This is a genomic window from Algoriphagus sp., assembly GCF_024305035.1.
Classification (GTDB): Bacteria; Bacteroidota; Bacteroidia; order Cytophagales; family Cyclobacteriaceae; genus Algoriphagus.
The window spans coordinates 19,761-41,531 of sequence record NZ_JAMWZB010000019.1 but is presented as its reverse complement, the minus strand read 5'-3'; the positions used below and the strand labels follow the sequence as shown (position 1 = coordinate 41,531).

Sequence of the window (21,771 nt, the reverse complement as noted above, 5' to 3'; positions counted from 1 at the left end):
ATAGGAGGTGGAGTGTGGAAATGGTTGCAGACTTAATTAAAGTGTCCGGTGAAATTGAAAGCGAGTACGGCACTCAACCAAATTGCGACAAAATAGATTAGGGTACTGAAGATGACCGCAATGAGCTTTTGATTTCCCTTCGGAAACCATTTGAATCCCATCAGAAAAAAGAAAATTCCTCCCACGGCACCTCCCAGCGGGATAATGATCAAGGGGTAGTACATCCATGATTCAAAGAGATCTTCCTTGGTAATGATGACAAAGAGCAACCAAGCCAAAGGTAAACTTGCACCCAATAAAGCCGGCAAAAGCAATTTTTTGGGGCTGGAAGGCAATAGAGAAGAAGCGTTTTTCATGTTTATTGATTTTAAGTTGAATTGATTTATTTTGAAAGTGCTTTGAATTTCAAAGTGAATAACTAAAATTTTTTAGATTTTATTTTTATTGATTAAATTTTCAAGAAAATCCAAGTGTGCTTGGAAGGCTTTTTTCCCGGCAGGACTTGCCGAATAATTGGTCAGGGGCTTTCTTCCGGCGAAGGTTTTTTCTACTTCGATGTAATCGGCATTCTCCAAATGGCGAAGGTGGGAGGCCAAATTGCCATCGGTGACTTCCAGGATTTCCTTGAAGGAATTGAAGTCATAGCGATCATTGACCATTAAAATGGACATGATTCGGAGTCGAATGACGTTCTCAAATGCCTTGTCGTAAGTTCCCTTCACGTTATCGATCGTATCGGTAATACATCATTGATCCATAAATCACATGGAGCACACCAAAACCAAGTGCCCAACAGATCAGCCCATAATCTGGAAAAAAGGCCGCGAGAATACCGAGAATCAATTGACCAATGCCTAGATTTCTGATTTCTCCCAAGGTAAAATGTGAAGCGCCGATTAGCCCCAATCCGTAAAAAACCAAGGTGGCAGGAGCGATTAACTGATAGGTGTTTTCATGGATGAGCGCAAAGGAAAATAAACCGCCAGCAATCACTGGAATGAATAGAGCCATTAAAAACCGTTTGCTGGCAGGTGTCCAGAATTTTTCGGCTTTTCGCTGGCTTTTGCTTTGACTTAACAGATAGGCCGATCCAATGGCTAACAGCAAAACCAGGATGGCTACAGCCAATAAATGGGTTTGCAAGTCTGCCGGTGAATTTGCCTCAAATTCAGTTCCGTAGCTGGTGGAGGGAAAGTAAATCCAATACCAAGCAATCCCGGCACCGATAAAGGCATAAATTCCTGCCATTACTCCGGCCAGTCCACTCAAGGACAGAAATCGGGTGCTCCGTTCCATCATGGCTTTGATTTCGGCTAATTCTTGTTCTGGTTTTTTCATATTAAAAGTACTTTGTGATGCAAAGTAAAAGAAGATTTTTTAAAATCCATACTCCCAAAGATTTTTTTTTGAATCCAAAGCTTTACCAATCCAAAAAAAACTATGGAGGTTATTTTTTGATGTTGGGTTGATTTAGGGCATTTGACGTATGGTGTTTTTTTTAGGATTGGTCTTCCTTTGATTTAAATTAAACCAATACGATGATGCAAAAGAAAGTATTTCCTTGGATTTTAGGGCTAATGATGATGGCTTTGATCGTTTCCTGCACGGATAGTGAAGAGATGGATCCGGACGATCCCCAAATCAGCAATGATTTGAATTTTGAGTTTACGTTAACGGGAAATGAAAGTAACTATTCGATGAAAATCGATGGAGTGGAAGTTCAAAATTCGGCCGAAATTCTTAATTCTTTGAATACAGATAAATCCATTTCCCTGAATTTCTGGGGGCCAAACTTTGATTTTGATTTTGCGGGAATTAGCTGGATTCCTTTGGGTAAGGGAACCTACCAGACCGGTCATAATCTCGGGACGGGAAATGGGACAGAGGGCAATGATTTGTTTATGGTCGCCTTTGTTAAGCAGGATGGTGAAAAGCATTACGCTTATTCTTCTCATGCCTATGGCTATTTGGAAGATGAGCGTATTCCGGGTTCCTCCTGCACGGTTGAAATCATCACGTTTGAAGGAGGTCAAACCACCTATGAATTCATGAATGGTACTTACAGTTTGTTTATTGGTACTGTAGAAGGGAAATTTGCGGGCACCTTCAAAACCAAAGAAGGTAAGGAAGTCAACGTGACCAATGGGCAATTTAGGATTGTGCGTGAACTCCCTCCCGGGGCAGTGGTCCTGGATTGATGTTAAAAGGGCTTTTCTAAAAAGGGAAGTCCTTAATTTTTTCCGATTTTTCCAAGATGGGTGAATTTAAAGCCTTTTTCATATTTGAGTCCATACCCCAGCGTTCGATCAAAAGCTATATGGGAGAATAAAATGATACCTGCCACCTGGAAAGCTTGGAACTCGAATAAAATACCAGATCCAAAAACCAGCAAAGCAATGCCACGATGATGGAAAATATTATATATCCAAGCTCCAGGTTTTTCACCTGCCAAATACCCCAGCATCCCAATATCAGGTAAAAAGAACAGCCCGGCAAACCACCACCAAGAAAGACCTGTGAGTTGGAAAGCGTAGCTGCCCAGGAGTAAGAGGGTTAATTCTTCCAGTTGGATCAGTATTTTCATGGGATAGGAAAAGAAATTTTGTAAAAGTATAATTTTTAAATAAAACCCTTCAGGTTTGATGGCTAAGGCAAGAAGAAAAAATGCCATCCTTTTGGGATGGCATTTGATGGGCTTGAATTTGTCTAATTCTTATTGGAAAAGCAGGGGTGCAAATTGACTTAAGTATACTCTCCAGTTTCTCCAGGTATGTCCGCCTTCACTTTCCACATACTCATAGGGCATGTTCATGGCGTCTAGTTTGGCTCTGTATTCGGTGTTGGCCTCGTAAAGGAAGTCTGTTTTTCCGATTGCAATCCAATAGAGCTCATACCCATTGTCCATTTGGGCCTGAAGCGTCTCATCAAAGTTGCTATACACTTTACCGGTGGCATCTTCTCTGGGCATGATGGCAGCTGAAAATAAGCCCATGTAGTCGAATGTATTGGGATAATACCTGGAAATATGAAGCGTATGATAGCCACCCATCGACAAGCCGGCTATGGCGCGGTGAGCTTTGTCGGCTTTTACGCGATAGTTGCTCTCAACAAAATTGATGATGTCCTCAAAAGCACCTTCGTAGGTTCCATCCATGGTATTGGGGATCATAAAGGTCGGTTTATAGAAATTTTTGCTGCCTTCTCCTGGTGCTCCGTCCTGGATCACATTGCCATTGGGCATGACCACGATCATAGGTTTAGCTTTACCTTGAGCAATTAGGTTATCCAAAATTTGTGCAGTCCTTCCCAGGTTGATCCAAGCTTCCTCATCTCCTCCTGCACCGTGCAATAGGTACAAAACCGGGTAGGTTTCCGTGGACTTTTCGTAGCCTGGTGGCGTGTAGATCGTGATTCTTCGATCCATGTTTAAGCCCGGGGAGTCGTACCATCGGCGAGTCACCGCTCCATGAGGAATATCATGAGTCAAAAATAAGTCTGCATGACCTCCTCCGATAATAAAGATATTCGTAGCCGTTCCCACATCCCGAATTAAAAATGGGTTATTGGGGTCGGTAGTTTTAAATCCATCCACAAGAAAGGAATAGGTATAAAGTTCTGGGCCCAAAGTATCGGTAGTCAAAGACCAAACGCCATTCTCGTCTTTGGTCAGTTTGGCTTTGCCCGGTCCATCCATGGGACCTCGGGGTGTTTCTACTTTTACGGTAGGGAGAAAATCTCCTGTCACTTCCACCACATCTGCATCGGGGGCAAAAAGGCGAAACGTGACCGTTTTATCTTCGTGGACTTCGGGAGAAATAAGTTGCTGTGCATTAAATAGGGCTTCCTGTGCAAAGCCAGAAAGGCAAAATGCAAGCAAGGCAACAGGGAAAAGGAATAGGTTTTTCATGGGTCTTAAAGTTCTATTGTTTCATTTTGGAAAAATAGAAAAAAGGAAAGTAAAAACCTATTTTTTACTTGGTACAGTGAGGTGGATCAATTGATGTTTTTTTTGTCATAAACCCAGCCTTCCATCTGGGACAGTCCTGGAGTGGATCCTAAGAAAAGCTTTCCGGCTGCTTGATCTCCTTTAAGTTGCCACAGATACCAAAGGGTAGCTACTTTGGCAAAATCACCTCCGAAAGGTTCTCCATACGTGCCCCCATGGCCTACGTTGAGGTTTCCGACAAAAATGGGAACGTGATTGATCCGATCAAAATCATCCATTCCATTTTCGTATGCGATATCGGATTTCCCTCCCAAAAGGTAAAGCGTGGGGGTATGGATTTTTGCAAGTTGACCCTTAGTGACTTGTGGCATTCCTGGCATTCCCTTGCCAGCATCCTTTAAAACACCACTGTTGAATACGCCAATGGTGGTGATTCTCGGATCGTGAGCGACTTCCAGAGTCTGTAACCCTCCGCATGACATCCCACTCACAGCAATATTTTTGGTATCGATCTTTTGAAAATACGGACTTTTTGGATCCGAATTCTGTGCTATTGCCCAATCGATGGCATCGAGCAGTTTTTGAGATTTGGAGCGTACATCAGTTTGCTTTGGAAGGGTTCCGATTGCGATGACCAAAAAGCCATGTGAAGCCACTTCATTGAGGAAATTGACATGCTCCCACGGCGAATCAAAACAAGCGCCATTTCCCCAAGCGATAATGGGAAGTTTGGTAGTCTTTGGAAAGGGACTGAGATCCTGTGGTCTGAAAATGGTGTGTGTCGGAAGAGAGGGTTCACGGATTATCAGGGCCGGGAAATTTCCAGTACCGCCATTTTCGACGATTTCCGAGACAGGTTGCTGATCAAAGACTAAATTTTCTGAAAAGAAAGGTAGTGCTTTGGTTTTGATTCGTTCAGCAATTCGATTGAGGTGATCTCCTTCATAACTTTCATAAAAATGAGGAATTCGATATCCCTCTAGGGTTTCATGCAGTTTTTTGGTGGCTTGGCTGATTCCTACGTCTTGTAATCCGGCATCCATTCCGATCGCTTTCAGTTTTTTTAAATTATTGATGTATTGATCCACCATGTTGAGCGTTCGGTTGGCGATGATTTTATTCCTTACATCTGGTCTAGGTTCACCGTTTTTAGCGGGTAAGTCCAGATAAAGCGGCGGGTTTTGAGGATTGGGAGAAAAGGCTGCAGCAGTAGCCAAAACGGCTATTTCAAAAAAGGAGGTTCCTTCCAATTGCTCCGGCGTCATGCTTTCGAGCTTTTTCATCAATTCAGGATCGGTATTGCTGCCTCCATCCATACAGCAGGGACTTAAGGCGTAAATGGAGGAAAAAACATCGGGAAATTTCATTCCTAAGCGAAGCGTACCGTATCCACCCATGGAATGACCGGCAAGTCCACGACTTTCTTTTTTCGGCAAGGTACGGTAATTGGCATCCACATATTCCACCAATTCTTTTGCCACGAAGGTCTACCAATCCCCAATTGTTGCTGAATTGGCATACATACTCCCCTTGAAGCGGTTATAGGCATTGGGCATGACCACGATCATTTCTTTGGATAGCTCTTCTGCGAGGGATTCCTCGATGACATGTTGAAGATTGATCCAATGATCTTCCCATCCAAACCACTGAGAATCCGTATCAGTAAATCCATGAAGTAGGTAAAGTACAGGGAATCGCTGATCAGCATTTTTCTGATAGGAGGGTGGAAGATAAACGCTTACCTCCCGATCTGCGGGGTCTCCGATAAGGTTTCCTTCCAAGGCAAGGCTATGGACTTTAATCCGTTCCTTGGTGCCTTTTTGGGCAATGGCAAAATTGAGACTAAGGAGAAATAAAGCGGTAAAGAGAAAAATCTTATTCATAGGTTTAATGGGTTTAGGTTAGGCTTAAAAATATGGTTTTTGGCGAACTCGTCCTATTGGGATAGGTAGGTTTTGTAGATTAAATTCAGCGGATTAGCCATCTACCAGGTAAAATAGAAGGAAAAATAACTTTTACTTAGAGGAGTAAATAGCTCAAAGCTCCCAAAAACCCAAAGAGTCCCAGCAACCAAACGAGCCAATAAGGTTTGCGTTTGATTGGATTTTTGCCCCAAAAGGCAATCGTGAGTTGCATCAGGAATGGCCGATTTTTAGCGATGAAATTGTACCCCTGATTACTTAGCTGACGAAAGATTTTGGACTGCTGATACCATTTCTGCCAAAACGTACGGGGTTTCTTAAAATAGGCAAAAGTCCGAAAAGCCGATTCCGGTCCGCTAAAAACACTCCCGTCTTTTTCAATCAATCGGGAGGCTTTTTTGAATTCCTTGAGGGGAATGTCGGGGAAATTATCAGCAACTTCTTGGAAAGTTTGGTATTCCAATCCTCTGGTTTTACTTTTCCAAACCAGGATCCAATACTTACAAAAACCGCATTGTCCATCCCAAATAAATAAATCTTTTCTGGGGGGGAATTGTGTTTTTTGGATCGGGGCAAACATGGGGTTGCTTTGGGTAGTACACTTTACTACTATATACTAAATTGAAAGGAATAGGTTATGGTAATTGGCGTCTTTTCTGGGTGTTGGACTAAATCTAACTGGCTAAAAACCCCATTTCCTTTTCTAAAAACAGTACTTAAAGCGGGTTGAAAAAGAAAAGGGTTCTGTGTAAAAAAATTAAATGAAGAGGAAAACATGAAGTCCTTAGTGATTGGAGATGTGCATGGCAGGAGTGTTTGGGAGGAAATTCCCGAGCTGTTGACTTTTGACCGGGTAGTGTTTTTAGGGGACTATTTTGATGCAAAAGAGGATATTTCCGAAGAAAAACAAATCGCCAATTTTTTAAAAATCTTAAACTTAAAAAACTCCAATCCCGAGAAAGTCACCCTTTTGACGGGGAATCATGACTTGCATTATTTTCCATTTTCCGAAAATGTGTTTTCTGGCTTTTCTCAGGGGCTTTATTATTCGATTTCAGAAATGATGCATGAAGCCTATCAAAATGGAGTTTTGGAGGCGGTTTGCCTGATTAACCATTTTTTGATTACCCATGCCGGAGTCACCAAGACTTGGTTTACCGAAAAAATAGGAAATCCAGAAAAGCTTCCATTAGAGGAAATCAACGAGTCCATTGCTAAGCTTTGGAGCATAAGCCCGAAGGCCTTTGGATTTGACAATCGGGCAGGGGCCTGGCCGGATGGGGACAACATCTTTCAATCTCCATTTTTGGTTCGGCCTGGTTCGCTCAACCGTGACCGAATTCCCCATTGCATCCATGTGATTGGGCATACTCAGGTGCAGAAAATAACCATGATGGGAAATAACCTCATTCTTTGCGACGCATTAGGTTACTCGAGGGAAGCCTTGATTATTCGGGATTCCAAAATCATGGTGATGGAGTTTTGAGTAGCTTATCGATTTTATGTGCTGAAAAATGTAACTTGACTGTCTTTCCAAGATCCTAAAAGAAAACCCAATATGAATAAGCTAGTTATTGCATTTTTCCTCTTGATCGGTCATTCTGCTTTTTCCCAATCGCAGATTATCACTGGCGGTTGGGTGTTTGATACCGAGAGTAAAAGCTTTAAAAAAAATCAGGGGATCTACATTATCAATGGGCTATTTGGCACCGGAAACGAAAAAATTACCAACTGGCAAGTCCGAAACTTAAAAGACGACGATTACATTTTACCGGGATTTATCGATTTGCATGCCCATTATCGGGTAAGCTATGAGGGAAAAGCCTATGATGATACGGTTGCTATGCCCAAGATTTTTTTGGCAAATGGGATTACCAGTACTTTTCCCGCAGGAGAAATCGAACCGGAAAAAATGTGGGATTTACAGGAGGGAATCAATCGGGGGCAGCGACCCGGTCCCCGGATTTTACACTCGGGGCCTTATTTTGGGACAGCAGCACCCGATTGGGATCCGGAAATTCCCGAGGCGAAGATTCGGGAGCGAGTGGATGAATGGGCGAGGCGAGGAGCGTATGGATTTAAGGCCAAAGGAATCACCGCTGATCAGCTTCAAGTCTTGATCGATCAGGCCCACAAGCATGACTTGACGGTGACAGGTCATTTGAATTCGGGCTACCGTAATTCGGTCAACCCTCAGGAAGCAATCAAAATGGGAATTGATCGGGTGGAACATTTTCTGGGAGGAAGGCTTTTGGCTGATTCCATCGATGCTTATCAAAGCCTGAGGCAAATCGATCCAGCAGATCCGCGATTGGATGAGATTATTGAGTTGTATATAGAAAACGGAGTTTATTTTGATGCGACCCTTGCAACTTATGGGGCAATCGGCGGGGTGGATTCACCGGTTTTTTTCGATTTTGCTTTTGAGGAATTGTATTATACGCCTTTGGCTGATCGGATCATCAAGGCACATGAGCCATCTGCGTTCAATGAATTGTGTGCCCAAATCTATCCGGTCAAGCAAAAAGTCCTCAAGCGTTTTTACGAAGCTGGTGGTTTGATTACAGTGGGTACAGATCGTCCATTTTTGTTGGATAATTATTTAGGAAATGGGATCGGCGGATTCTTTATCCATCGAGAACTGGCCGCGATGGTAGAGATCGGAATTCCGGCCGCAGATGTGCTGTATTTTGTGACTCAGCAAAATGCTAAAGCACTGGGGATTGCCGATAAGGTCGGTAGCATCAGTCCTGGAAAGTGGGCGGACTTTTTGGTGATTAAAGGAAATCCACTGGAGGATATTACCCGTACCCGATCGGTGCATACAGTGGTTCGGGACGGGAGAATTTACGATTCCCAACGTTTGAAAAATGCTGCTAAAGGGAAGTTGGGGCCGGTGGAGTAAGAGAGGATACTCATTCCAAGTTGGCCATTAAGCTGTCTGGTTATGGAATTAAGTGTAGATAAAATTTGATTCATTCAATATGATTTTATGAAGATCCTTAACTTTCTCTTCAAAGACTTACCTTATGGCCAAAAAGAAATCCAAACCTCAACATAAAAAATTTAACCCCATAATACCTAAAAACCGGTAACGCAAGAGAACTACCGATTTATCAATGTCTTTTACCAACGAATTGGGAAGAAGTTAAAAAGTTTCCCGCCATAGTTGCCAGATAGCATATAAATGGTCATGTTACCTTTGCCTCTGTCTTGGTTGATTTATGGTGTACGGGTGCAAAGGATGTTTTATTTTTTGTAAATGAACCCGAAGCAATCTATCAAGATATTTTGAAAAACTATAGGAATATCATTTCCATTCAATTCAATTTGAATCGGTGTTCTATGAATTGGTCCACAACATAATTCTTGAATCCGTGGCATTTGCAGAGGAATTCGGGATTGAGCCACATGAGGACTTTAAATTTGCTGAATTAATTTTAGAGGAAGATTCAGTTGATTTTCCACGAATAGAAGTTCCCTTTGGCGAGGCAGGGAAGGCTCACCTTTACTCAACTGAAGACGATGATCGTACCCCCTATTTTGAACGGCAAATTTTGAAGTATGGGAAACCGGGAACTTTTCAAATTATTCGTAATGAATTCGCATCTTTATTTGATGAGGATGATCTGGATGAAGATGAGGATAGCGATAAATATTCAGTGTCCTGCTATGATGGGATGAGGTGGACTGGGAAGAATTCCATGATGAGATAAATCTGGATGAAATACCGAATGAAATCCTGTTGTACACCATTTCTCCTTACCCGGAATATGAGTATGATGAAATGATTGATGAGCCTATTTTTGCACCCTTTTTGGGTATCCAACATACTAAGGAGGCCATTGAGGAATTCCGTTACAGTAAAGAAGAATTCGGTTTCATGAAGGGTATTTATGAAAATCTTCAATTAATGAATTCAAAAGATAAAGCAGGTCATCTGGATTTGTTGAAACAAATTGAGACTGGTATCAATAATTTCCCAACAAACAGAATCTTGCATGATTACCATTGGGAGTATTTTCAACGAATGGGGGATTCCCCCAAGGCTTGGGAAATTGCAAAGGAGATGAAAGAGAAATTTCCTGATTACTGGTATAGCCTAAGTAGTCATGCTCAAACTTTGATTGAAATGGGTGAGGTGGACTCCCTTGCTGAGGCTATGAATCACCAGGTAACGATTCAGGGATTTAAATCCGAAAGAGAGATGTTTCATATCAACGAATTGCAGGCATTTTATTCCCCATGAATTTACTACTTCGCTAAAACAGGACAGCTAAGAATTGCAGTTTTCCTCTATAATTTTCTTCAGGATTATTTTGTACTTTTTTCCAATGATCTCCATCCACTTGTGGAAAATGCTCTTGTTGAAGCGATTCGAAAAATAGTTGAACCCTACTTTGTAAAAGTTCAGTCTAGAGAAGTGTCAAAAGTTGAGTTTGTAGATTTGATGATGGGAGAATATTAGGTTAAGAACGGAAAAACCTTTAAAGAATAAGTTATCCATAGAAGTTCAAAGCCTGTAGGGATTCAGTCGATAGTTTTGACATTCCAAAAAAACCATTTAATCTAGGCAATTAATTTAGAATCAAGAAGATCCTTATCCAAATCTTCCCAAAGAACTCCATCTCCTTGGCCAAAAAATCTCTAATTTGGGAGCTGAGTTTCTGAAGCCCCTCTCAGCTTTATTACCTTTCTAAAGGTATACTCACTTCCCTTCCGTCGGCCAAGAAATAATCATTTTTTCATGGTAAAAGATGCATCTTTTGCAAGATTGGATTTTAATTTAGTTAACGTGCTCATCCCAGCTTTTTGTTAGATTCTTTGTGTTGTTTTGAATCAAGATGCGAATTTCTCTAAGTTCAGGTGCAGAAAAGTTTTTTGTTGAAATTAGTTCAATAGAATGAAGAAGAAATTTTGCCGCTTTTCTGGACTTCTCAACATGCATGTGTTTTGGCAAATGGTCGGTAAGGTAAAAGAAAAATCTATAGCCTTTTATTTTTAAAATGATAGGTGTTTTACTTGAATTTAGCTCAGGTAATATAATAACTTGGGTTTTCCACGACAAATCACAATTTCAAATTAACAAACCCAGTTGAATTTTTAATTGCAACCCCGACCCCATTTGCCATTCCCCCATCCTCAAGGTATCTTTGTGACAGAAATAAAAAAACCGTAGCCGTGTCCAATAAAAACGTTAAAGTAGGTCTCGTTCAGCTCAGTTGCTCTGGAAATGTGGCCGAAAATATGGAAAAAACCATTGCAGGAATCCGTACTGCTGCCCAAAAAGGCGCTCAGGTTGTGGTCCTGCAGGAACTTTTTAGATCCCTTTACTTCTGCGATGTGGAGGACTATGAAAACTTCAAGCTTGCCGAAGCCATTCCCGGACCTTCTACCGAATCCCTAAGTAGCATAGCCAAAGAGTTGGGAGTGGTGATTGTTGCCTCACTTTTTGAAAAGCGTGCGGAAGGGCTTTATCATAACACCACGGCTGTCCTTGATGCAGACGGCACCTACCTGGGAAAATATCGGAAAATGCACATCCCGGACGATCCGGGCTATTTTGAGAAGTTTTATTTTACACCAGGCGATTTGGGCTATAAGGTTTTCCCGACCAAATTTGGAAAGATTGGCGTACTCATTTGCTGGGATCAGTGGTATCCGGAAGCCGCTCGGATTACGGCGTTGAAGGGGGCGGACTTTCTGGTGTATCCTACGGCCATCGGCTGGCACAAGGATCAGGACGATCTTACCAATGAGGAACAATATGGAGCTTGGCAGACGATTCAGCGTTCCCATGCCGTAGCCAACGGCATTCCTGTTGTTTCAGTCAATCGAACCGGCGTGGAAGGACACATGCAGTTTTGGGGAGGTTCGTTTGTGGCCAATCCATTCGGGAGAGTGGTGTACAAAGCCCCGCATCTGGAGGAGGAAATCCATGTGGAGGAATTGGATTTGACCGGATCGGATCGCTACCGTACGCATTGGCCATTTTTGCGGGATCGTAGAATCGATTCCTATGAGCCCATTACTAAACGTTTTCTCGACGAAGATTAAGCCGATGTCAGATATTTTCACACTTGCGCAGGAAGGAAAAGCAACTCCCGCCGAAATGGGTTATTATTTTCCTGCGGAATTTGCGCCGCAGGAGTCCATGTGGTTGTCTTGGCCACATAAGGAAGAAAGCTGGCCGGGTAAAATCGAGACGATTTTTGCACCCTATTCCCAGTTTATCCGAGAAGTAGCCCAAGGGCAAAAAGTCAATATCAACGTGGCCAATGAAGCCATGAAGGCTTTTGCTTTGGCACATTTGAAAAAGGCCGGTGCGGATTTGACTAGAATCCAATTTCACTTTTTTCCCACCAATGATGCCTGGTGTCGGGATCATGGTCCCGCCTTTGTGATCAACCCCAAAGCAGAACAAAAAAAAGCCATCGTCAAGTGGAATTACAATGCCTGGGGAGACAAGTATCCTCCCTACGATTTGGATAATCAAATTCCCATTCGAATAGCCGAATACCTCAACCTTCCTTGTTTCAGGCCTGGAATTGTAATGGAAGGGGGTTCGGTTGAATTTAATGGAAAAGGAACACTGCTGACTTCTACCGCTTGCCTGCTGAATGAAAATCGCAATCCTCACCTCAACCAAGACCAAATCGAACAATACCTCTGTGCCTATTATGGGGTAAATCACATTCTTTGGGTAGGGGATGGCATCATCGGGGATGACACAGACGGGCATATCGATGACATTACCCGCTTTGTGAGTGAAGACACGGTGGTGACCGTGGTGGAAGAAAATAAGGCAGATGCAAATCATGAAATTCTGGCCGAAAATCTAGCAATGCTGAAGAAAATGCGACTGGAAAACGGCAAGCAACTCAACATTGTGGAGCTACCCATGCCAAGTCCGGTGTACTGGGAAGATCAGCGACTGCCTGCTTCCTATGCTAATTTCTATATCGCCAATGAAGTGGTTGTGGTGCCGACTTTCCGGGATAAAAACGATCAGAAAGCCCTAGATATCCTTTCGGATTGTTTTCCTGGACGACGCGTGATCGGTATCGACAGTACCGATATCATCTGGGGGCTCGGATCCTTTCATTGCCTAAGTCAGCAGGAACCGGCGGTTTAGTAGGCAGGACTCAGTCGCAGTTTGCAGTGGCTATTTTGTCGGGCTGAGCACCGGAGCTACGAAAGTAGCGAATATCAAAGCTTGCAGCTTGTAATCTATGTCAATAATCTGTGTAAACCCTTGGATTCTTGGAGTTAAAGTGAAAATAAAAAGCTTAAGTCAAAAAGCTGAAATTTGGATTACTACAGATAGAACAAGAATCCGTGAAAATTTTGTGATTTTTTTTTGAAGGTAGAAGTCCTCTGTTTCGGCTATTCTATGTACAAGAATCAGAGGTCTGAATTTTTTTGAGGCGAACGATTCCGCACCAGTTTCATTGCATGGGAATTCCATTAAATTCATCGTTTGACTTTTCCAAGAATTGAAAACAATTTAAAAATAGTTGAAATACGATTAATTTTTTTGTTAGTTTAAGGTGTTCTAAAATAAACTAAGGAATAGGGGGGGGGTAAAACCTAAGAATTCAGAAGAATATTCCGAAAAAATCCGTTTTTCAGCTAGTACTTTTCCAAGAATTGCAAGTTTCTGATTATAAGTGATTTGGAAGTATGAACTAGAATACTTAAAATCATCCATCGATTTAATTATTTCTAACAATTAACCATTAACAACTATGGAAAAATTAACAAATGACCAGATGGAAAATCTGGTGGGGGGCACTGACAGATTCGAATATTGTACTACTTTAGCTACAATGTGGACTTCAGGGGGCTGGCAAGGAGGATTTAATCTATTTATGGAAACTTGGGGCCCCAATTGTGCCGCTTATGGTTATGATTTCGATGCTGCACCCCAATCGGTTGGAGGTTAACTCACAAAAAAAGTGTTTTCTTGAATCTAGAAAATTCCTCGGGGTCTGCCCCGGGGTTATTTATATTTATGAAGTTATTAAGTATTGTAAACTATTAAAAAGTTATAGGTGAAATATATCGTAGTTTTTGTTATATTTTTTTTCCCTTTGAAGGTATATTCACAAACTTCAAAAATATGGGGAAAAGTTGTGGATTCCAAAGACAATTCCTCTATAGAAAATGTTTCAATTTATATAAGAGATAGTAATCAGGGGACATTTTCAAATGAAGAGGGAAACTTTATTTTTACCTTCGATGGTGATATTACATCAATTATATTTCAAATTATCGGTTATAAACCTGTAGAGATTCTAATTTCTGAGGTTTCAGATAACATGACAATAAGAATGGATCAGGATCCATATTTTTTGCAAGAAGTATTAATCGAGGCTGATTCCTCATTGCAGATTATGCAAAATGCATTTTCAAGGATAAAACAAAACTATCCGAATAAACAACATTTACTAAAAGCATATTATAGAGAATCTGTTTTGAGAGATGATAATTATGTGAGATTTTTAGACGCGGCAATTGGAATAAATGACTTTTCCTATAGATCAGATCCATTAAGAAGAAAAATTGAAGTATATAATCTTCGCAAAAGTAAAAATTTCGTTGAAGAAAGTTTAATACAGAAATTATTTGCCTTATTTTTAAGTGATGAAAATGACTTTTTAATCAGTTTGAATTTCAGAGATATCTTGAGAAGATACCATCGAGAACCATCTTATTTTAGGGGTATTAATAAAGATTTGTTAAGCTTTTTTGATTTTAAGGTTGATTCAATTTTTAAAAATGGGATGGAACCCGTTGCGAAAATTTCTTTTTCTGCACCAACTGGGATGTTTTCGACCAATGGGTTCTTTTTAGTCAATTTAACAGATTATGCTATAATATCCATAGAGATGACCCGAGTGCCAACTGATCTTTTAACAAAGGATCTCTTTTTGAAAAAGGCACTTTCTAATTATTCGATCGTGGAGTATCGTAAAGTTAATGATAGATATTATTTGTCTAGGTTTTTTTCTCAAGGTACAGAAAACTTGGCTGCTATAGATTCAGATTCGAAAAGCGGTATTCAAGTATTAAAAATGGAACTTTGGGTAAATGAAGTCTTTGACAATAAGCGTTTTTTTGAGAAGATCAAAAATAAAAATAAGCTAGAATGGAAAGCTGAACTAAGAGATTTAGATATTCCCTATGATTCTGCTTTTTGGAAGTCTTATAATTTTATCCCGGATTCACTTGAATACCAAAAAATGGCACGGGATCTAGAAAATTTAAAATCCAATAAATAAGTATATGTCTCACTTTCTATCACCAATAAAAGAATTTGCGAGCCAGTCTTTTTGGAGAATTTTTATCATTGTTGCTGTACTTAATTTAATTTCAACACTAATCTACAATCATCTTGTGTGGTCTGAATTGGTATATTTGAATGAAGTAGGTCTTGAAGTTCCTAATGATAATTTTAGAAAAGGGAGCAAAACTCGATTCATGATTAATTTGACTGTGGATGCTTTTTCTCCATTATGGCTAATGATAAAAACTGGAATTGTTACAGGGCTTATTTATTTGGTTGCATATATTCTAAATGTAATAGTTGCCCCATTACACATTATGAAAAGTATATTAGCCTCCTATCTTTTTGTTATTTTAGGTGATTTGATCTCATCAGTGATTCTTTTATTTTTTTACCCACCTTTAGTTAAAAACCATATTTTGCATTTTTATCCCCTAAGTATCTTGAATTTTTTGAATTCAAGTTCTGATCTTAATCAATTTTATCCTATTTGGTCTAGAATTAATTTTTTTCAAATATTGTTTATTTTTTCATTATATTATTTATTTCGAACCCAACATAATATTTCCACTAAAAATTCTATGTGGTTGATTCTTTCGTATATTCTTTTTTATGGGTTGTTCTTAGTTTTATGGCTACTTATTTCTATTTAATAAACTACTTGTTTAAATAAATATGAACGCTAGAAAGTTTGTTTTTTTTTCATTGTCTTTAGTGGTTTTATTATGTTTTATTCTTATTTATTTGCAATTTTACTATCAATTTAGTCGTAAAAATTTGTTCATTGAAGTTCCAAGTTTAATTATAAATAATTTGGACGGTAAAATTGCAAACTTAAAGAATTTTACAACTGATATCCCTTCTGTTTTAATTTACTTCAATTCCTCCTGTCCGATCTGTCAGTCTGAGGCTGAGTTGATTAAAAGAAATTTTAGAGCGGATTCGCTCACCCGTTTTTTATGGGTTTCCTCTGAGTCGTCTGAGGATATCAAAAATTTTGCAGTACAATACAAGTTGGATAATTTGGATACGCACCGCTTTTATTCTGATACCCTTTTTAGATTAGCCTCTGCATTTAAGTTGACCGGAGTTCCCGCTACGTTTGTTTATGATGCTGAGGGTAATCTAGTGAATTATTCCTTGGGGGCGGTATCCATGTCAGACTTGACCCTTTCCATTCAAAAAGCCCATGATCGCTCCCGCTAAAATTCCTGTGGTTTTGCAGCAGGCGAGTTCCGACTGTGGAGTGGCCTGTTTGGCTTCGGTGATCCGGTATTTTGGAGGGGAGCGTTCGATAGAGCACCTACGTCTTCTTAGTGGCACAGCCATTCAGGGCACGACAGTTTTGGGTTTGGTGGAAGCTGCAAGGCAGTTGGGTATGGAAGGCGATGCCTTTCGGGTAAAGCAAATCAATTACCTGGACGATCTGGAGTTTCCTGTCATTCTTCATGTAGTAATCGATCGAAAGTTCAGTCATTTTGTGGTATGCTATGGTAAAAATGGAGAACAGTATCTGTTGATGGATCCGGCTTTGGGAATTCGATCGCTCACGGCCGAGAAGCTTTTGGATATCTGGCAAAGCAGGACGCTGGTACTGATCCGCCCCGGTTCGGAGTTTGAGACCTCGGAAAGTAGCCGTCAGAAAAAGAGAAAATGGATCTTAGACTTGATCCGTCCAGATTTGCTGATTTTGTTGATTTCGGGTTTTCTGGGTTTGCTTGTGACAGTCTTGGGGCTAGCTGTGGCGGTTTTTTCCCAAAAACTTATCGATGAGTTTCTGCCCAATCAAGCCTGGAAAAAGCTGAGTTTGGGTCTAGTTTTGCTTTTTGTTCTCTTGATCGGTAGATCGGTGCTCAGCTACTTGCGTGCTTCCATTTTGGTGCGTCAGAGTGAAGCGTTGAATCTCCGCCTGATCAGTGGATTTTTTGAGCAGTTGCTGGGATTGCCCAAGGTGTTTTTTGATTCCAGAAAAGTCGGGGATATCACCTCGCGGATGAATGATTCCCGCCGCATTCAGCGGGCGGTATCGGTATTGACTACCGAACTGATGGTGGATTCCTTTGTAGTAATTGTGTCCATGGTTTCGATAACCTTATACTCTTGGGAGGTTGGAAGTTTGGTGGCTATTTTTCTGCCGGTTTATTTTATTTTGGTTTACCAATACCACAGGCCAATCCAAAAGGGTCAGAAAGCGGTGATGGTCAGTTATTCGGGTTCGGAATCGGGTTTTATCGATACGCTTACCGGCATAGGAGCGGTCAAGGGGGAATCCAAAGAGGCATTGTTTATGAAAGCCAATCAAAGGACGTATCATCAGTTTCAGGAAGATGTTTTTGCATTGGGACAAGTCAGCAATAATTTGGGCTTGGTATCCCAACTGGCGGGTGTGGTATTTTTGGTTTCTGTTTTGGGTACTAGCTGCTATCTGTTGGCACAAAATCAAATGGAGCTGGGAGTCTTGGTGGCCATCAGCGGAATGCTGGGCATGCTGGTGCCAGCGGTGAACAAACTGGCCCTTGCAAATCTTCAAATTCAGGAGGCAAAGATCGCAGGGGATAGACTTTATGAGTTTGTACAGCTGAAGAAGGAAAATGTAGGAGAGGGGACGGAAATTCCGGAGAGAGTAACCCGGGTTCAGGTAAAGAACTTGAGTTTCCGCTTTCCAGGTAGAAAGCTGCTCTTTGACGGGCTTACTTTTGAACTAAAGAAAGGAAAGTTGAGTGTGCTATTGGGCGAATCCGGAGGAGGAAAGAGTACTCTAGCACAGGTTTTAATGGGTCTCTATGCGCCGGAATCGGGAAATATTCTTATCAATGGGGATAGTTTTCTACCAAGCTTTTCAAAAAAAGGCTGGCGTGAACAGATGGGGTATGTACCTCAGGAGATCAAGATTTTCAACGGGAGTCTGGGGTATAATCTCAGCTTGGATCCCAATCCGGCTGGTTTTGAACCGGTGGTTCGAAGATGTCAGGAGTTGGGCTTGCATGAATTTTTTGAGCGGATGCCTCAGGGCTATTTTACTCAGGTGGGAGAGGAAGGAGTGAATCTGTCGGGAGGTCAAAAGCAGCTGGTGGGCATAGCTAGGGCTTTGATTAAACGTCCTAAGGTACTTCTGCTGGATGAATTCACCGGATCTATGGATCGGATGACCGAGCAAAAAATGCTTGACTTGATCCTGAAGCTAAAGGAAGAGATACCAGTCTTGGTAGTGACGCACCGAATCAGACCGGCTCTTCTTGCGGACGAAGTGCTAATTTTGGATCAAGGTAAACTAGTAGAAATAGGTTCCCCCGAGCTATTGCTACAACGAGATAATCTGCTAGCAGCAAGTGTGTTCGTGATTTGACTAGCGCTTGATGAGGATGTTTTGACTAATTATTTTCTTAATACCCTTGTAATCCACACCGACAGCACAGATATCATTTTGGGGCTCGGATCCTTTCACTGCCTAAGTCAGCAGGAACCGGCGGTTTTGTAGGCAGGACTCAGTCGCAGTTTGCAGTGGCTATTTTGTCGGGCTGAGCACGGGAGCTACGAGAGTAGCGAATATCAAAGCTTGCAGTTTATAGTCCGGTCAATAATCTGTGTAAACCCTTTGATTCTGGAGCTAAAGAGAAAGTTAAAAAGCTTAAGTAAGAAACCTGAAAATTAGATTACTACAAGTAGATTAATGACCCATGCAAATCTGTGAATTATTTTTGAAGTAAGAAGGCCCATGTTTCGCCTATCCTCAATACAAGAGTCAGAAGTTTTAATTTTTCTAAGTTGAGCGACTCTGACCCTGTTTAGTAACAAGCGGCTTCCATTAAATTCATCGTTTGATTTTTCCAAGAATTTATAATAATTTAAAAATAGTTGAAATTCGAATGGTTATTTTGTTAGTTTAAGGTATTCTAAAATAAACTAAGGAATTTTTGGGGGGTAAAATCTAAGAGTTCAGAAGAATATTCCGAAAAAATCCGTTTTTCAGTTAGTACTTTTCCAAGAATCCCAAGTTTTTTGATCCTAAAGGATTTGGATGTATGGAACTGATTTTTTAAACTAGTTTGTTATTAATTATTTCTAACAATAAATCATTAACAACTATGGAATTGAGCAAAGCAAACGCCTTGCTCTTCTTTTGACCCATGAAAAAAAATACCTATTAGCCTCCATTTTTCTTTTTGCTTTTCTTACAAGCTGCCAAAACGTAGATCAGTCCCAGCAGAATTTGACGAGCTGGGATATTTCCGCAAGTAGTTCTTCAAGTGAAAAGTTATCAGAAATCATCCTTCCAGAATATTTGCTAATTCCGTTAGAGACTTCTTCAGAATCTTTAGTTTCCAAAATCGATAAGGTTGTCCTACACGAAGATAAAATTTACATATTGGATGGTTTTTCAGAGGCTCGTATCAAAGTGTTTGATACCTCTGGGAATTTTTTGCAACAAATCGGAAAAACTGGAGAAGGACCCGGGGAGTATAGAAATCCGGTTGATTTTTTCTTGAAGGACGGTTTCATCTTTATCTACGATAATCCAGACAATCTCCTGAAATACACGTTGGCAGGTGACTTTGTCGAAAGTGAGCGTACTGGTATCTCCGGGTTTAGGATAGAACCTAATCAAGATCATGGGTTTGCGATGATCGACGGGGGGACCTCATCAAACCTAGTGACAACGGATGAGCAGTTTGGTAAAATGCAATCATTTTTTCCATACCGAAGTCGATTTGTCGACCAAATCATTCTGTATCCACTCATTAAGACTCTAAATGGCGACTTGCTTTATAGGAGGTTTCTGAACGATACGATCTTTAAAATCGAAAAGAACGGGGTTCCGGTGCCCCATTTGTTTATAAACCATGGGGATAAGGCTTTTTCTCTGAAACAAAATTGGGGAGATAAAGCCATTAATGACGATGAGCTGGAAAATCTGACTAGTAACTATTCGGTGAATCAGCTTTACCTAGAAAATGATTCCCATCAACTGGTATTTTATTTTAGTTCCATGGCACCCTTCTTCGCAGTGCGAAATAAGGAGATAAATAAGTCTAAAGTCTTTGATTTTTTGAGTTTTGAGAATGATATTACCCTAACTCCAAACTTTGCCTTTACTCATGCTTCCGGTGGATACTTCATTGGAGTGGTAGATCCTGCCGCCGTGTTTATGGACAACAAGCCTGTAGAGAGTTATCCTAATAAAATGAGATTGGTATTAAGCCAGCTTGAGGATAGTGATAATCCTATTTTGCTATTGGCAAAGTTTAAATAATTCGCTACGGTTCATAATTGCGTCGTGCACAAAGATTGATTTTACAGTCTGGGATTATAACTAAATACAGGTCTATCGAAGAATGTGAGAATTAAGATGCTGTTTAGAAATGTATTAAAAGCTAAAAAGGCCCTTGATATTCAATGGCCTTTTGGTTTACTCAATAATAGCTTGATAGACCATTTGTCTCATTTTGTCACTATAATAATCGCTATACTGGTTTTTTTGGGTCATCAGAAAGGATACCATTTTCTCTTTAGGGTCGATAAAGAAATACGTGCAATAAGCTCCACTCCAAAAATACTGGCCTTCAGAGCCAAGTATATCTGCATCTGCCAAGTCGACCATAATTCCAAACCCCAATCCAAATCCATGCCCAGAGTCATAGGGAAGTCCCTCTATATGATTTTGGGTCATTAATTCAATGGTTTTGGGACTTAGGTATTGTTTTCCATTCCAATTTCCTTTGTTCAGAAGCATTCTGGCAAAAATTGAATAATCTAGAGCAGTGGAAAATAGCCCATGAGTACCTCCAAAAACTCTGTTTCCAGAAGTCTTGGTTTGATTTGGCATTTTGATAAGTTTCCCTTCCTTGGAATATCCATGAAGGGACACCATGCGTTTTGCCTGTTCATCGTTAAGGTTGTAACCCGTATCCTTCATATCCAAAGGATCGAAAAGTCTTTCCTTTAAGAATCGATCAAATGGCTGTCCTGAGAGAATTTCCACCAACCTAGCGGCTATGTCTGGAGAAGCAGAATAGTACCACTGTTCGCCCGGTTGCCCAATTAATGGAATACTGGCAAGTGCTTTTACCCGTGATTCAATAGTTTCATGAGGCTGAGCATAGAGGGCATCCCTTACATCGATTTCTTGTTGGGTAGATCCCAATCCGTGAGAAAAACCAGCGGTGTGACTTAGAATTTGTGAAATAGTAATCTTTTGCTTTGCTGGTACCGTTTCTCCATTTTTTCCATCCTCAGGGTCGTTTAAGACTTGAAGATTTTTGAATTCTGGAATATAGTTTTCGACTGGGTCTGTCAAGAAAAATTTCCCCTCCTCATATAACATCATCAAGGCCACTGTCGCAATCGGCTTGGTCATAGACTGAATGTAAAAAATTTGATCGCTTTGCATTGGGGTTTGAGCTTCAATATCGCTTAATCCATAAGCCTTTTCATAGGCCTTCTTACCGTCTTTGTAAATCAAAACGACCGCTCCGGGTATTTTTCCAGTAGTAATTTCAGTTTCTAAGAATTGATCATAGCGTTTGAGTCGTTCCTGTGATAATTGGCTTTGGCCTAGTAGGGCAGAAGCGCTGATGGCTAAAAAAAGAACAAATAGGGTTAATTTTTTCATAATT

General features: G+C 40.7%; 21 protein-coding genes and 1 pseudogene. 13 read left to right on the top strand and 9 right to left on the bottom strand.

All coding sequences use genetic code 11. The features are described 5' to 3' along the window. Positions 1–32: 32 nt before the first annotated feature. The 3 genes from Q0L00_RS12095 to Q0L00_RS12085 all read right to left on the bottom strand — a co-directional run bounded on the left by Q0L00_RS12095 (position 33) and on the right by Q0L00_RS12085 (position 1,338). Positions 33–356, bottom strand: a complete 324-nt coding sequence (locus Q0L00_RS12095; protein WP_297337140.1) for a hypothetical protein — start codon at positions 354–356, stop codon at positions 33–35. A gap of 72 nt (positions 357–428) precedes the next feature. Continuing rightward, complete coding sequence (locus tag Q0L00_RS12090; protein ID WP_297337139.1) at positions 429–722, bottom strand: transcriptional regulator; 294 nt, start codon at positions 720–722, stop codon at positions 429–431. Between the two features lies 1 nt (position 723). Further along, positions 724–1,338: a hypothetical protein gene (locus Q0L00_RS12085; RefSeq protein ID WP_297337138.1), complete on the bottom strand. Its 615-nt coding sequence runs from the start codon at positions 1,336–1,338 to the stop codon at positions 724–726. A 200-nt stretch (positions 1,339–1,538) separates the two neighbouring features. On the opposite strand from Q0L00_RS12085, the gene Q0L00_RS12080 reads away from it, so the two are divergent. Continuing rightward, positions 1,539–2,198 (top strand): hypothetical protein, encoded by a 660-nt coding sequence (locus tag Q0L00_RS12080; protein ID WP_297337137.1) that lies wholly within the window; start codon positions 1,539–1,541, stop codon positions 2,196–2,198. Positions 2,199–2,230: 32 nt separating this feature from the next. On the opposite strand, the gene Q0L00_RS12075 is transcribed toward Q0L00_RS12080, so the two are convergent. The 4 genes and pseudogenes from Q0L00_RS12075 to Q0L00_RS12060 all read right to left on the bottom strand — a co-directional run bounded on the left by Q0L00_RS12075 (position 2,231) and on the right by Q0L00_RS12060 (position 6,448). Beyond that, positions 2,231–2,584, bottom strand: coding sequence for a DUF4260 domain-containing protein (locus Q0L00_RS12075; RefSeq protein WP_297337136.1), 354 nt, complete (start codon positions 2,582–2,584; stop codon positions 2,231–2,233). Between the two features lie 129 nt (positions 2,585–2,713). Then, entirely contained in the window at positions 2,714–3,907 is a 1,194-nt protein-coding gene (locus Q0L00_RS12070; protein ID WP_297337135.1) for an esterase, read from the bottom strand. A gap of 86 nt (positions 3,908–3,993) precedes the next feature. Next, a pseudogene (locus Q0L00_RS12065) lies at positions 3,994–5,829 on the bottom strand (alpha/beta hydrolase-fold protein). Positions 5,830–5,965: 136 nt separating this feature from the next. Then, positions 5,966–6,448 (bottom strand): DCC1-like thiol-disulfide oxidoreductase family protein, encoded by a 483-nt coding sequence (locus tag Q0L00_RS12060; protein WP_297337134.1) that lies wholly within the window; start codon positions 6,446–6,448, stop codon positions 5,966–5,968. A 195-nt stretch (positions 6,449–6,643) separates the two neighbouring features. Between Q0L00_RS12060 and Q0L00_RS12055 the strand changes: the two genes are divergently transcribed. The 4 genes from Q0L00_RS12055 (at position 6,644) to Q0L00_RS12040 (ending at position 10,117) form a co-directional block, all read left to right on the top strand. Beyond that, positions 6,644–7,354: a metallophosphoesterase gene (locus tag Q0L00_RS12055; protein ID WP_297337133.1), complete on the top strand. Its 711-nt coding sequence runs from the start codon at positions 6,644–6,646 to the stop codon at positions 7,352–7,354. Between the two features lie 72 nt (positions 7,355–7,426). Beyond that, positions 7,427–8,773, top strand: a complete 1,347-nt coding sequence (locus tag Q0L00_RS12050; protein ID WP_297337132.1) for an amidohydrolase family protein — start codon at positions 7,427–7,429, stop codon at positions 8,771–8,773. A 472-nt stretch (positions 8,774–9,245) separates the two neighbouring features. Continuing rightward, entirely contained in the window at positions 9,246–9,584 is a 339-nt protein-coding gene (locus tag Q0L00_RS12045) for a hypothetical protein (RefSeq protein ID WP_297337131.1), read from the top strand. After that, on the top strand, positions 9,554–10,117 hold the full coding sequence (locus Q0L00_RS12040) for a hypothetical protein (protein WP_297337130.1): 564 nt from the start codon (positions 9,554–9,556) through the stop codon (positions 10,115–10,117). The genes Q0L00_RS12045 and Q0L00_RS12040 overlap by 31 nt, the downstream gene beginning before the upstream one ends. A gap of 537 nt (positions 10,118–10,654) precedes the next feature. Here the strand turns inward: Q0L00_RS12040 and Q0L00_RS19705 are convergent. Continuing rightward, entirely contained in the window at positions 10,655–10,936 is a 282-nt protein-coding gene (locus Q0L00_RS19705; RefSeq protein ID WP_363318543.1) for a DUF4160 domain-containing protein, read from the bottom strand. 113 nt (positions 10,937–11,049) lie between these two features. On the opposite strand from Q0L00_RS19705, the gene Q0L00_RS12035 reads away from it, so the two are divergent. The 8 genes from Q0L00_RS12035 to Q0L00_RS12000 all read left to right on the top strand — a co-directional run bounded on the left by Q0L00_RS12035 (position 11,050) and on the right by Q0L00_RS12000 (position 20,408). Then, positions 11,050–11,925 (top strand): carbon-nitrogen hydrolase, encoded by an 876-nt coding sequence (locus Q0L00_RS12035; protein WP_297337129.1) that lies wholly within the window; start codon positions 11,050–11,052, stop codon positions 11,923–11,925. 4 nt (positions 11,926–11,929) lie between these two features. Continuing rightward, positions 11,930–13,003 carry an agmatine deiminase family protein gene (locus Q0L00_RS12030; protein ID WP_297337194.1) on the top strand — a complete coding sequence of 358 codons (1,074 nt, stop codon included), beginning with the start codon at positions 11,930–11,932 and terminating at the stop codon, positions 13,001–13,003. Positions 13,004–13,616: 613 nt separating this feature from the next. Then, the gene (locus Q0L00_RS12025; RefSeq protein ID WP_297337128.1) at positions 13,617–13,814 is read left to right on the top strand and encodes a hypothetical protein; all 198 of its coding nucleotides are present in this window, start codon (positions 13,617–13,619) and stop codon (positions 13,812–13,814) included. Positions 13,815–13,922: 108 nt separating this feature from the next. Then, positions 13,923–15,152: a carboxypeptidase-like regulatory domain-containing protein gene (locus tag Q0L00_RS12020; protein ID WP_297337127.1), complete on the top strand. Its 1,230-nt coding sequence runs from the start codon at positions 13,923–13,925 to the stop codon at positions 15,150–15,152. A 4-nt stretch (positions 15,153–15,156) separates the two neighbouring features. After that, complete coding sequence (locus Q0L00_RS12015; protein ID WP_297337126.1) at positions 15,157–15,810, top strand: hypothetical protein; 654 nt, start codon at positions 15,157–15,159, stop codon at positions 15,808–15,810. 22 nt (positions 15,811–15,832) lie between these two features. Beyond that, positions 15,833–16,363, top strand: coding sequence for a redoxin domain-containing protein (locus Q0L00_RS12010; RefSeq protein WP_297337125.1), 531 nt, complete (start codon positions 15,833–15,835; stop codon positions 16,361–16,363). Further along, the gene (locus tag Q0L00_RS12005; protein ID WP_297337124.1) at positions 16,347–18,503 is read left to right on the top strand and encodes a peptidase domain-containing ABC transporter; all 2,157 of its coding nucleotides are present in this window, start codon (positions 16,347–16,349) and stop codon (positions 18,501–18,503) included. The genes Q0L00_RS12010 and Q0L00_RS12005 overlap by 17 nt, the downstream gene beginning before the upstream one ends. Positions 18,504–19,277: 774 nt before the next feature. Beyond that, on the top strand, positions 19,278–20,408 hold the full coding sequence (locus tag Q0L00_RS12000; RefSeq protein WP_297337123.1) for a 6-bladed beta-propeller: 1,131 nt from the start codon (positions 19,278–19,280) through the stop codon (positions 20,406–20,408). Positions 20,409–20,564: 156 nt separating this feature from the next. Here Q0L00_RS12000 and Q0L00_RS11995 read toward each other — a convergent pair whose 3' ends face one another. Then, a complete protein-coding gene (locus Q0L00_RS11995; protein WP_297337122.1) occupies positions 20,565–21,767 on the bottom strand; it encodes a serine hydrolase domain-containing protein in 1,203 nt (400 codons plus the stop codon). Positions 21,768–21,771 lie beyond the last annotated feature (4 nt).

Bases quoted from the DNA above. Each gene is read 5' to 3' on its own strand.
- Q0L00_RS12095 (WP_297337140.1), bottom strand. From the start codon at position 356: ATGAAAAACGCTTCTTCTCTATTGCCTTCCAGCCCCAAAAAATTGCTT.
- Q0L00_RS12085 (WP_297337138.1), bottom strand. From the start codon at position 1,338: ATGAAAAAACCAGAACAAGAATTAGCCGAAATCAAAGCCATGATGGAA.
- Q0L00_RS12080 (WP_297337137.1), top strand. From the start codon at position 1,539: ATGATGCAAAAGAAAGTATTTCCTTGGATTTTAGGGCTAATGATGATG.
- Q0L00_RS12075 (WP_297337136.1), bottom strand. From the start codon at position 2,584: ATGAAAATACTGATCCAACTGGAAGAATTAACCCTCTTACTCCTGGGC.
- Q0L00_RS12070 (WP_297337135.1), bottom strand. From the start codon at position 3,907: ATGAAAAACCTATTCCTTTTCCCTGTTGCCTTGCTTGCATTTTGCCTT.
- Q0L00_RS12060 (WP_297337134.1), bottom strand. From the start codon at position 6,448: ATGTTTGCCCCGATCCAAAAAACACAATTCCCCCCCAGAAAAGATTTA.
- Q0L00_RS12055 (WP_297337133.1), top strand. From the start codon at position 6,644: ATGAAGTCCTTAGTGATTGGAGATGTGCATGGCAGGAGTGTTTGGGAG.
- Q0L00_RS12050 (WP_297337132.1), top strand. From the start codon at position 7,427: ATGAATAAGCTAGTTATTGCATTTTTCCTCTTGATCGGTCATTCTGCT.
- Q0L00_RS12030 (WP_297337194.1), top strand. From the start codon at position 11,930: ATGTCAGATATTTTCACACTTGCGCAGGAAGGAAAAGCAACTCCCGCC.
- Q0L00_RS12025 (WP_297337128.1), top strand. From the start codon at position 13,617: ATGGAAAAATTAACAAATGACCAGATGGAAAATCTGGTGGGGGGCACT.
- Q0L00_RS12015 (WP_297337126.1), top strand. From the start codon at position 15,157: ATGTCTCACTTTCTATCACCAATAAAAGAATTTGCGAGCCAGTCTTTT.
- Q0L00_RS12010 (WP_297337125.1), top strand. From the start codon at position 15,833: ATGAACGCTAGAAAGTTTGTTTTTTTTTCATTGTCTTTAGTGGTTTTA.
- Q0L00_RS12005 (WP_297337124.1), top strand. From the start codon at position 16,347: ATGATCGCTCCCGCTAAAATTCCTGTGGTTTTGCAGCAGGCGAGTTCC.
- Q0L00_RS11995 (WP_297337122.1), bottom strand. From the start codon at position 21,767: ATGAAAAAATTAACCCTATTTGTTCTTTTTTTAGCCATCAGCGCTTCT.